13 protein-coding genes and 2 tRNA genes are annotated in these 11232 nt (G+C 31.3%); 6 read left to right on the plus strand and 9 right to left on the minus strand.

Translation table 11 applies throughout. The annotated features are described in order from the left end of the window. Position 1 precedes the first annotated feature (1 nt). From ELQ09_RS06150 to ELQ09_RS06165, 4 genes are read right to left on the minus strand one after another with little or no spacing between them, the layout of a single operon-like run. Entirely contained in the window at positions 2–601 is a 600-nt protein-coding gene (locus tag ELQ09_RS06150; protein WP_134263843.1) for a DNA polymerase III subunit delta', read from the minus strand. A gap of 5 nt (positions 602–606) precedes the next feature. Beyond that, positions 607–1143, minus strand: coding sequence for a HobA family DNA replication regulator (locus tag ELQ09_RS06155; RefSeq protein ID WP_002861289.1), 537 nt, complete (start codon positions 1141–1143; stop codon positions 607–609). After that, on the minus strand, positions 1144–2346 hold the full coding sequence (locus tag ELQ09_RS06160; protein ID WP_052823846.1) for an aspartate kinase: 1203 nt from the start codon (positions 2344–2346) through the stop codon (positions 1144–1146). It lies immediately after the preceding gene. Between the two features lies 1 nt (position 2347). Beyond that, positions 2348–2818: an RNA pyrophosphohydrolase gene (locus ELQ09_RS06165; RefSeq protein WP_032581179.1), complete on the minus strand. Its 471-nt coding sequence runs from the start codon at positions 2816–2818 to the stop codon at positions 2348–2350. A gap of 100 nt (positions 2819–2918) precedes the next feature. Here ELQ09_RS06165 and hemW point away from each other — a divergent pair, with 100 nt between their 5' ends. From hemW to queA, 4 genes are read left to right on the plus strand one after another with little or no spacing between them, the layout of a single operon-like run. After that, on the plus strand, positions 2919–3986 hold the full coding sequence (hemW, locus tag ELQ09_RS06170) for a radical SAM family heme chaperone HemW (RefSeq protein ID WP_134263844.1): 1068 nt from the start codon (positions 2919–2921) through the stop codon (positions 3984–3986). Between the two features lie 58 nt (positions 3987–4044). After that, on the plus strand, positions 4045–4452 hold the full coding sequence (tatB, locus tag ELQ09_RS06175; protein ID WP_070316911.1) for a Sec-independent protein translocase protein TatB: 408 nt from the start codon (positions 4045–4047) through the stop codon (positions 4450–4452). Then, positions 4453–5190: a twin-arginine translocase subunit TatC gene (tatC, locus tag ELQ09_RS06180; RefSeq protein ID WP_070316910.1), complete on the plus strand. Its 738-nt coding sequence runs from the start codon at positions 4453–4455 to the stop codon at positions 5188–5190. After that, entirely contained in the window at positions 5183–6211 is a 1029-nt protein-coding gene (gene queA, locus ELQ09_RS06185; RefSeq protein ID WP_070316909.1) for a tRNA preQ1(34) S-adenosylmethionine ribosyltransferase-isomerase QueA, read from the plus strand. Before tatC ends, queA begins: the two co-directional genes overlap by 8 nt. Here the strand turns inward: queA and lpxD are convergent. Genes lpxD through ELQ09_RS06210 form a run of 5 tightly spaced genes read right to left on the minus strand, consistent with a single transcriptional unit; the run spans position 6200 to position 10815 of the window. Beyond that, positions 6200–7165 carry a UDP-3-O-(3-hydroxymyristoyl)glucosamine N-acyltransferase gene (gene lpxD, locus ELQ09_RS06190; protein WP_002855215.1) on the minus strand — a complete coding sequence of 322 codons (966 nt, stop codon included), beginning with the start codon at positions 7163–7165 and terminating at the stop codon, positions 6200–6202. The two genes, queA and lpxD, sit on opposite strands and share 12 nt — an antisense overlap. Further along, positions 7162–7626 carry an acetolactate synthase small subunit gene (gene ilvN / locus ELQ09_RS06195; protein WP_002852211.1) on the minus strand — a complete coding sequence of 155 codons (465 nt, stop codon included), beginning with the start codon at positions 7624–7626 and terminating at the stop codon, positions 7162–7164. Before ilvN ends, lpxD begins: the two co-directional genes overlap by 4 nt. Then, positions 7623–9323, minus strand: coding sequence for an acetolactate synthase large subunit (locus tag ELQ09_RS06200; protein ID WP_088303753.1), 1701 nt, complete (start codon positions 9321–9323; stop codon positions 7623–7625). Before ELQ09_RS06200 ends, ilvN begins: the two co-directional genes overlap by 4 nt. A 17-nt stretch (positions 9324–9340) precedes the next feature. Next, complete coding sequence (locus tag ELQ09_RS06205; RefSeq protein WP_002881863.1) at positions 9341–9784, minus strand: GatB/YqeY domain-containing protein; 444 nt, start codon at positions 9782–9784, stop codon at positions 9341–9343. A gap of 11 nt (positions 9785–9795) precedes the next feature. Then, positions 9796–10815, minus strand: a complete 1020-nt coding sequence (locus tag ELQ09_RS06210; RefSeq protein ID WP_070316907.1) for a bifunctional 3,4-dihydroxy-2-butanone 4-phosphate synthase/GTP cyclohydrolase II — start codon at positions 10813–10815, stop codon at positions 9796–9798. Positions 10816–10908: 93 nt separating this feature from the next. Here ELQ09_RS06210 and ELQ09_RS06215 point away from each other — a divergent pair. Both ELQ09_RS06215 and ELQ09_RS06220 read left to right on the plus strand, forming a co-directional pair. Further along, positions 10909–10983 (plus strand) — tRNA-Gln (locus ELQ09_RS06215). A 33-nt stretch (positions 10984–11016) separates the two neighbouring features. Next, positions 11017–11092 (plus strand) — tRNA-Met (locus ELQ09_RS06220). The last annotated feature ends 140 nt before the right edge of the window (positions 11093–11232 follow it).

Below are 11232 nucleotides of genomic sequence, written 5' to 3' on the forward strand. Positions count from 1 at the left end.
TTTATTTCTTTGTATAATAATTTAGTAAAAGAGTAGCTAAAAGCACCCCGCTTTTAGAATTTAATTTTGCAAGCTCATAGCCTTCATAAAAAAACTCTAATTCTTCAGCATTAAAATCTTTATATTTCACACATTCTTTAGCAAGTAATGCGATTTGATCCATAAGTTCATTTTTATCCAAATTTTCATTTTTTTGCAAAAAATCAAAAAGCATTCTTAAATCCATTCTATTAAGATCTAAATCAAGTTTTTTAACTTCCTTTTCAACTTTTCTTTTTTCACAAATAAGACGTGATTTTATAGTAGGTAAAAGTAAATTTTTAGAAGGTACCACAATAAGAAATTTAATATTTTTTGGAGGTTCTTCGAGAAGTTTAAGTAAAAAATTTTGTGCTTCTATCCTATAAGAATCCGCCATTAAAACAATAATTTTTTCTTCGGTTTCTGCGATATAGCTTTCTTTTTCAACTGCTCTTGCATCATCAAGTAAAAATTCATTTTGTGGCATAAAAAATCTTAATTTTTTAATACCAAAATTATTAATCATTTCTTCTTTAATACCTAAAAAATCTTCACTGATAATAATCTTACTAATAAACAAAATATTTATCCTAATTGCACCTTGGAAAATAATATTGCATCCAAACTTACATCAAAAAGTTGATATAAACTAATAAGCTTGATATCCAAGTCTTTATCTTTAGAATTTAAATAAAAACTATCTTGTAACTGCTCATCAAAAAGCCACAATAAACTATCATCTCTTGATTTAGCGATTAAAGATTTATTATCAGAAGCACTTCCTATGTAAAAATACACATAACCATTAGGAAAAGAAATGTCAAGCAAGTCATTAAGTAAAGCTATATCTTCTGAACTTTGTACTTTCTTCTTGCATAAAGAATTTAACGACACAAAAGGAAGCATGGGACGAGCGGCTTTTGAATTTATATTTTTTAAAAAATACTCTTCATACCAAGATCTTTGTTCATCGCACATTAAGACAAAAGTGCGTCCCTCTAAAAGATATTTAAGTCTTGCAGCCATCAAAGGAGCCCATTCTAAACGACGCGACTCCAACCATGCCATAAAAGCTCCGCCATTGCGAATATTTTCAAGAGTAAAACTTAAAAAATCACTCATTTATTTATCAAGTCCGTAGCACTCATGTAGTGCTCTAACTGCAAGTTCTCCGTATTTTTCATGAACTATCATTGAAATTTTTATTTCACTAGTAGAAATCATACCGATATTAATCCCCTCATCAGCTAAAGCTTTAAAAGCTTTACTTGCCACTCCTGAATGTGATTTCATGCCTACGCCGACTATAGAAACTTTTACTACAGCACTATCACTTTCTATAGTTGTTTTTGAGCTTAAAATTTTTTGCATAGCATTTTTAGCTAATTCAAGTTCATTTTGAGGAACCGTAAAACCCAAATTTGTAGCGCCATCAACTCCAACATTTTGTATAATCATATCTACATTAATATTTTCATTTGCTAAAACAGAAAAAATTTCAGCTGCGATTCCAGGCTTATCTTCTACATTTCTTAAAGTCACTCTTGCTTGATTTTTATCCAAAGCAATACCACTTACTAAAGCTTGTTCCATTCCATCTTCCTTTGTTATCATTGTTCCTTCGTTATTGTTAAAACTACTTCTAGTTACTAAGTTAACATTTAATTTTTTTGCAAGCTCTACAGAGCGATTTTGCAAAACTTTTGCACCCAAACTTGCAAGTTCAAGCATTTCTTCATAAGAAATTTTATCCAATTTCTTTGCCTTTGGTTCAATTCTTGGATCTGTTGTATAAACCCCATCAACATCGGTATAAATTTCACACAAATCCGCATTTAAGGCACCTGCTACCGCCACAGCACTTAAGTCGCTTCCACCACGCCCTAAGGTAGTTACATTACCTTCCTCATCTACACCTTGAAAACCTGCTATAACAACTATTTTACCATTTTGAAGTTCTGATTTTATCGCTTTTGTATCAATATGATGAATTCTTGCCTTTGTAAAAACACTATCTGTAATAATTCCCGCTTTTCTCCCAGAAAATGATATAGCAGGATAACCCTTTTCATTTAAAGCGATCGAAAGTAAAGCGCTTGTTACACGCTCTCCACTGCTTAAAAGCATATCCATATCTTTACCATTAGGAGTTTTACTAAAATATTCAGCTTGCTCGATAAGAGTATTTGTCACCCCACTCATTGCAGATACTACAACAACAAGTTGATTACCCTGTTGCACACTTTGGATAACCCTATTGGCTACTGCTTCGATACGCTCAAGTGTTCCAACGCTTGTTCCACCATATTTTTGAACTATAAGCATTTTAGATATAACCTTTCTCTTCAAAATATTTGATCACTCTAACATAAATATTTTTTTTGAAATGATTAATCATTTCAAAAATTTGTTTAACACTCACAAATTGATAATCATCAAATTCAGGATGCTTGGTATTGATATTGATTGTAGCACCGTGCTTTAAACGCACTAAAAAATATTTTTGAATCTGTCCATCATAAGGATACATTTTTTTAACAATTTTACTCGGAAAATCATAACTCAACCATTCTGGATACTCAGCAATGATTTCAACCTCATCAGTGCCTATTTCTTCTTTTAGTTCTCTAAATAAAGCGTTTTTGACACTTTCACCTTTATCAATACCTCCTTGTGGAAATTGCCAAATATTATCCATATCACTTCTTTTAGCTATAAAAATCTTACACTCAAAAGGATAAGAACTTGATAAAACAATAGCTGCAACATTTGGTCTATAATTTTTCTCGTTTTCCACAATATTTTTCCTTAAATCTCAAGAATATAATTTTAACCTAAATCAAATCAAATTTTTATTAAAATACATTAAAAATTTAATAAAATATTTTAGGGTTTTTATGTATTTTTATATCCATATTCCATTTTGTGAAAGCAAATGTAATTATTGCGCTTTTACAAGTTTGAAAAAAAATGATTATGAAAAAGCTTATTTTCAGGCTTTAAAAGAAGATATTGTTTTTCAATTAAAACAATTTAACATTCAATCAAATCAAATTAAAACCTTATTCATAGGCGGAGGAACACCAAGTTGTGTCGATGCGTATAATTATGAAGATATTTTTAAAATTTTATATCCCTTACTAGATAAAAATGTAGAAATTTCATGCGAAGCTAATCCCAACTCAGCAACATTAAATTGGCTTAAAAATATGAAAAATCTAGGAGTTAATCGCATTTCTTTTGGAGCTCAAAGTTTTCATCCTAAAAAACTTCACTTTCTTGGAAGAATTCACAATCAAGAAATGATTATCAAAGCATTAGAAAACGCAAATAAAGTAGGTTTTAAAAATATCAATTTAGATCTTATTTATGATACAAAATTAGACAATAAAAAAATGCTCGAATTTGAACTCTTGCACTTAAAAAAAATCAAGGATTTAATCACACACCTTAGTGCTTACAATTTAACCATAGAATCAAACACAGCCTTTGCCAAAAAAGAACATTTCAAAAAAAATGCTCCTAATTTAATGAAATTTTTTATCAAACAACTCTTAGAACTTGACTTTTTTCAATATGAAATCAGCAATTTTTCAAAAACCAAAGCCCAAATTTGTAAACATAATCTTGCTTATTGGCAAGGAAAAAACTACCTAGCTTGTGGATTAAGTGCGGTAGGATTTTATGAAAATAAGCGTTTTTATACAACAAAAAACTTAAAAGATTACATAGAAAATCCCACTTTTAGATCTATAGAGCAACTAAGTTCTAAAGACTTGAATTTAGAACACCTATTTTTAGGACTTAGAAGTGTAGTAGGGATTGATGAAACAAAACTCAATCAATGGCAAAAAGAAAAAATAAATATATTATTAAAAGAAAAAAAACTTTTTTACAAGAATAAGAGATATTTTAATCCTAATTTTCTCATTAGTGATGAACTTGCTTTATATCTCTCATCTTAAATTTAAGTTTTTTAAGTAAAATATTTATTTAAAATATCAAATCAAAGAGTAATGATTAATGAGTTTTGGTGAAATTATAGTTATTTTAGTTGTAGCGATTTTAGTCTTAGGGCCTGATAAACTTCCAGAAGCTATAGTACAAATAGCAAAAATTCTAAAGGCTGTAAAACGCAACATAGATGATGCAAAATCAAGCATAGAAAAAGAAATACGCATCAGTGACTTAAAAGAAGAAGCTAAGAAATACAAAGATGAATTTTCAAGCACTAATGAAAATATACGCAAAAAACTCAGTTTTGAAGAATTTGATGACCTTAAAAGAGATATTTTAGATAAAACAAAAGTAGATTTAACCTTTGATAGCAGAGATAATAACGTAAAAAATAACCTTAGCGGACAAAATTTAAATACAGAAGAAAAACCAAATCTTAGCAAATTAGAAACACAAGATAAAACGGAAAAATAAATGTTTGAAGAATTAAGACCTCATTTAATAGAACTTAGAAAACGCCTTTTTATAAGCATTGCTTGCATTGTAGTTATGTTTATTGTATGTTTTGCTCTACGAAGCTATATCTTAGATATTTTAAAAGCTCCACTTATAGCTGTTTTACCCGAAGTAGCCAAACATGTGAATGTAATTGAAGTACAAGAAGCCTTATTTACCGCAATGAAGGTTAGTTTTTTTGCAGCCTTTATCTTTTCTCTACCTGTGATTTTTTGGCAATTTTGGAAATTTGTAGCTCCAGGACTTTATGATAATGAAAAACGCCTTGTGGTGCCTTTTGTTAGCTTTGCAAGCATTATGTTTGCCTTGGGGGCTTGTTTTTGCTATTTTGTTGTAGTGCCTTTGGCTTTTAAATTTTTGATTAATTTTGGTTTAAATGAAGATTTTAACCCTGTGATTACCATAGGAACTTATGTAGATTTTTTTACGAAAGTTGTTGTGGCTTTTGGCTTAGCTTTTGAAATGCCTGTAATTGCCTTTTTCTTTGCTAAAATCGGACTTATAGATGATAGTTTTTTAAAACGCCATTTTCGCATAGCTGTTTTAGTTATTTTTGTTTTTTCAGCCTTTATGACTCCACCTGATGTTTTATCTCAATTTTTAATGGCAGGACCACTTTGCGGACTTTATGGACTTTCTATTTTAATTGTTCAAAAGGTAAATCCTGCCCCAAAAGATAAAGAAAGTGATGAATAAAGACTTACTTCTTTCAAGCTATGATTACACTCTAGCTAATGAACTCATAGCCAACTATCCTGCAAATCCAAAAGAAGATGCTAGGCTTTTGGTTTTTGATCGCAAAAACAAAGAAATTTTTCACACTACTTTTAAAAATTTAAAAGACTTTTTACCCGACTGCGCGATTTTTTTCAATGATACCAAAGTTATTAAAGCAAGAATTTATGGCAATAAAGCAAGCGGAGGAAAAATAGAGCTTTTCTTACATCAACCTTTTTTAAATTCTCACAATCCGCTTTTTCTAGCTCAAATTAAAGGGCGGGTTAAAAAAGATGAAATCTTATATTTTAAAGAGGATTTAAAAGCGCGCGTTGTAGAACTTTTAGATGATGGTCTTCGAAAGGTTCAATTTTTTCAAAATGATAAAACCTTAGACACCTCAAATCTTTACAACCTGCTTGACAAGATAGGACATATACCCTTGCCTCCTTATATTAAAAGGGAAAATGAAAAAAGCGATTTGAAAGATTATCAAAGTATCTTTGCAAAAAATTTAGGCGCAGTGGCTGCTCCGACTGCAAGTTTACATTTTAGTGAGACTATGCTTGAAAATTTAAGAAAAAAACACGAAATTTATCATTTAACCTTACATGTAGGAGCTGGAACCTTTAAAAGCGTGGAATGTGAAAATATACAAGAGCATAAAATGCATAGTGAATTTTTTAATATTCCGCAGCAAGCATGTGAAATTATAGATTCTAAACAAGCTATTTTAGGCGTAGGAACAACGGTAACAAGAACCATAGAATATTATGCAAGAACTAAAACAAAAAGCGGTTTTTGTGATCTTTTTTTACACCCGCAAAATCCACCTATAAGACAAAATCATCTTTTAACCAATTTTCATTTACCAAAATCTACTCTTATCATGCTAGTTTCAGCTTTTATCGGTAGAGAACAGTGTTTAAAACTTTATGAACTCGCCATAAAAGAAAAATATCGCTTTTACTCTTATGGCGATGCGATGTTAATCTTGTGATTTTTCTTTAAAATTTATTGCTATTTTAGCTTGAAGTTTTAGCCAATCTTTTTGAAGCATGATAGGAAAACCACCATAAACACGCCCGCCTTCTAAATTTTTACTCACACCGCCTCTTGCAGCTATGGTGCTAAAATCGCCTATTTTTAAATGTCCACTCGTTGCACTTTGACCACCCATAATAACATTGCGTCCTAACTCACTTGAACCTGAAATTCCAGTTTGCGCCACAATGATACAATTTTGACCTATATTGCAATTATGTCCGATTTGAACTAGATTGTCTACCTTAGTACCTGCTTTGATAATAGTGCTATCAAAAACTGCTCTATCTATAGTTGTACAAGCCCCTACTTCTACAAAATCTTCTAAAATCACATTGCCATTATGATAAATTTTATAATGTTCGCCGTTTTTATTGTGCGCATAACCAAAGCCATCGCTTCCTATTACACAATTGGCAAGCAAATGACATTTTTTACCGATTTTAGTGTCATTATAAATAACTACATTAGGATGGATAATACTCTCATCACCAATGCTGACATTATCGCCTATATAAGCTCCTGCCATAATGATTACATTTTCACCGATATTTACATTATCACCTATATAAACATTAGGCATGATTCTTGCGCTTTTTGCAATATTTTGTACTTTTTCTTTAGCTGTGCTTATCAAAGGTTTAGCAAAAAGCTTGCTTAAAAAAGCAAAACTCAAATGTGGACTTTGAGTAATCAAAGCTTTAGTATCTTTAGGTACTAAATTTTCATATTCTTTAGATACTAAAATAGCAGCAGCTCCTGTGTGAGGTATATCTTTGGTATTTTTCTCACCATCACAATAAGTAAGCTCTGTAAAATTTGCTTTCAATAAAGAATTTAAAGCACTGATTTCTATATCCTCGCCTTTATATTCCAAGCTTAAAAATTCTGCTATTTCACTTAATTTCATTTAATCTCCATCAAAACAGATCCACTGCGAACTATATCACTAGGATTGTATTTTTTAATTGTTTTTAAAAAATTATCAATGCGATTTGCATCATCAGCAACCATTAAAAACAAAAAATTCTCATTGCTATTTGCAATAGTACCATTATAAGCTTTCAAAACGGCATCAAGTCCACCTAAATTTTCATTTAAAGGAATTTTCACCAAAGCCATTTCTTTGTCAATAAATTCCTCACTTTCTATCACTTTATAAGTAGGAATAAGCTTATGAAGTTGTTTGACTATCTGCTCAAAAGTTCTTTCATTTCCTGAAGTGACTATATTAATACGCGAAAATTCTTTATTTTCCAAAGGTGCTACTGTAAGCGAGTCAATATTATAACCTCTTCCTGAAAAAAGTCCTACTATACGAGATAAAACCCCATGCTCATTTAAAACAATTACCGATAAAACCCTTCTCATTGTCTATCCTTTGCCTTTGGTAAAATCATATTATAAATCGCACCTCCTGCAGGTACCATAGGTAAAACATCTTCAAAACGATCAATTTTTACATTTAAAATAGAGGTTTTATCGCTTTTTAAAGCTTGGCTAAAAGCTTGAATGAATTCTTCTTTGTTTGAAATTTCATAACCTTCGCAACCAAAACCTTGAGCAATTTTGATAAAATCAGGCTGAGTATTTAAATCTGTTTGTGAAAAATGCTCTTTATAAAACATACTTTGCCATTGTCTTACCATACCTAAAAAGGCATTGTTTAAAATAATATTTATAGTTTTTATACCATACTCATGAGCAGTCATAAGCTCTTGGATATTCATCAAAACCGATCCATCGCCTACAAAATTAATCACCACTTCTTCACCCACAGCAAGCTTTGCACCCAAAGCAGCAGGTAAAGAATATCCCATAGTTCCTTGCCCTCCACTTGTTGCAAGTTGTCTTGGATAATTAAAAGGATAAAACTGTGCTACCCACATTTGATGCTGACCCACATCAGTAATAATCCTTGCATCTGGAGCCATTTTCGCACATTCTTCAATCACCCATTGCGGTTTTAAAATCTCATTGCTATCTTCATAAGAAAGCGGATAAAGTTCATTATAACGCTTTAAAGTTTCGCGCCATTCTTTAAAAGTTGTATTAAAATTTTCCTTTTTAAGCTCTTCTAAAAGCTCTTTAAGAACTTCTTTAATATCTCCTACTATAGGATAATGTGCATTGATAATCTTTGAAATAGAACTAGGATCAATATCAACATGAACTATAGTCGCATGTTTAGCAAATTCACTTGTTTTTCCTGTAATCCTATCATCAAATCTTGCTCCTACACTCACAAGCAAATCACACTCACTTAAAGCCATATTAGCAGCATAGCTTCCATGCATACCTGCCATTTTAAGATTAAAAACATCATCACTTCTTAAAGTTCCAAGTGCCATTAAGGTTTCAACTGCTGGAATTTTTGTAAATTTTATAAGCTCTCTGATTTGCTCACTTGCATTAGAACTGATACAACCTCCACCCAAGTAAAATAAAGGTCTTTTTGCTTCTTTTAAAAGCTCTGCAAATTTTTTAATTTGCTTTGAGTTACCCTTATAAACGGGTTTATAAGTTTTCATAGAAATTTCTTTAGGATATTCCCAAAGTCCCAAAGTTGCACTTACATCTTTTGGCACATCTATATGCACAGGCCCAGGTCTACCACTTCTTGCTATATAAAAAGCCTCTTTTAAAATGCGTGGAAACTCTTCTATGCAAGTAACTAAATAATTATGCTTCACGCAAGGTCTTGAAATACCTACTGCATCAATTTCTTGAAAAGCATCTGTACCAATAAGAGAATTTGCTACCTGCCCTGAAATCAACACCAAAGGGATAGAATCACTATAAGCCGTAGCTAGACCTGTAATAGTATTTGTAAAACCTGGTCCGCTTGTAACTATAGCTACGCCCACTTCTCCGCTCATTCTTGCGTAAGCATCAGCAGCATGCAAGGCCGCTTGTTCATGACGCACTAAAATATGTTTAAAATATTTTTGATTGTAAATTTCATCATAAATATTAAGTGCAGCACCTCCAGGATAACCAAAAACAATTTTAACATTTTCTTCTTTTAAAGCCTCGCAAATCATTGCTGAACCGCTTAACTCTTTCATAATAACACTCCAAAAAATTATTGTAAAAGCTCTTTAAGTGCTAAATTAAGTCTTTTGCCATCAACACTCGCACCTAATTTTATTTTAGCTTCTTTCATTACCAAACCTTGTTCTTTTAGTGAACTTACACCCAATTCTTCTATAAGTTGTTTTAAGACTAAAGTTAACTCCTCATCACTTAGTTGTTTAGGCAGATAAATTTCAAAAAGACTTATTTCATTTTGTTCTTTTTGTGCTAAATCTTCACGATTTGCCTTAAGATAAAGTTCGATTGCGTCTTTGCGTTTTTTGATTTCACTTGCAATGATTTTATAAATTCTTTCATTATCTAATTCTATTCTTTCATCCACTTCTATTTGCTTAAAAGCTGCATTTAGAGTTCTTAAACTATCCCTTTTAAAATCATCTTTTTGTTTCATTGCCTCTTTGATATCGTTTAAAATTTGTTCTTTTAAAGTCATTTTTTTCCTTTTTAGTTAAAATTACAAGCTTTAAGGTTTAAACCAAAACCTTCTAAGCCTATATAGTCTTTATCACAACTTTGAGATAAAAGTTTAATTTCTTCTATACCAAAATATCTTAAAATCTGTGCTCCTATACCATAGTTTTTGTATTGAGTGGTACTGGATTTTTCTCCTTGCATGAAAACTATAACGCCACCATTTTCACTAAGAAATTTGATTTGCTCTAAAAGTTTTGAAAATTTATCTGAAGTTAAAAGCTCAAAATCACTACCACTGATATGAAATTTAACATTTTCGCATTTTTTGATATCTTTAAAGCAAAAAGCTATGTGTTGGGTTTGATTATGATCACTAAAGATAAATTTTTCTGCTTTAAAGCCTGCTAAAACACTTTGACTTTTTTCTTCAAGCTTAATAAGACTTTCATGTTTTAGGCGATATTCTATAAGATCGCTTACGGCTATCATATTTAAATCATGTTTTTGGCAAAAAATTTCTAGATCTTCTCTTCTTGCCATATCTCCATTATCTTTTACAATTTCACAAATCACACAAGCACCTTTTAATCCTGCTAATTTACAAAGATCAACCGTGCCTTCTGTATGACCTGTGCGTTCTAAAACCCCACCTTTTTTTGCGATTAAAGGATTGATATGCCCTGGTCTTACAAAATCACTCGCTTTAGCATTATCATCGGCAAAAATTTGTATAGTCATATTTCTTTCATAGGCGCTAACTCCCGTTGTAGTATCTTTTGCATCTACGGTTATAGTAAAAGCAGTTTCGTGGTTTGAAGTATTTTTAGGCACCATTAAAGGAAGTTCAAATTTTTTTGCTAAAGCTTCATCTAAGGCTACACAAACCACACCACGAGCTTCTTTTATCATGAAATTTACTTTTTCTTGGGTGCTAAATTGTGCAGGAAAGATTAAATCGCCTTCATTTTCTCTATCTTCTGCATCTACCATAACAAGCATTTTTCCTGCTTGTAAATCCTTAATTGCTTGTTCTACACTAACAAATTTCATCTTTATTTCCTTAAAATTTTTAAAATTATAACTTAAATTGCTTGACAAATAAATTAAAATTCATTATAATCATACTTTTAAAAAAATATTTATTGGGGTATCGCCAAGCGGTAAGGCAACAGGTTTTGGTCCTGTCATTCAGGGGTTCGAATCCCTTTACCCCATCCACTTCTTATTTTATATTTCAAATATCTTATATGCCGCGAAGTAGAGCAGTGGTTAGCTCGTCGGGCTCATAACCCGAAGGTCGGGAGTTCAAATCTCCCCTTCGCAACCAAATGTATTAATCTTTAATCCTCTTCACTTCTTTTTATTCGTATTAAAATAATTTAAAATAATTGTATTGTTATAATTTTTGTTGAGTTTTTAAAATACTTTAAAAGAATGATTGCAATCCAAAAAGAGTTTAACAACCTT

This window comes from Campylobacter sp. CH186 (assembly GCF_004378925.1).
GTDB classification, from domain to species: Bacteria; Campylobacterota; Campylobacteria; order Campylobacterales; family Campylobacteraceae; genus Campylobacter_D; species Campylobacter_D jejuni.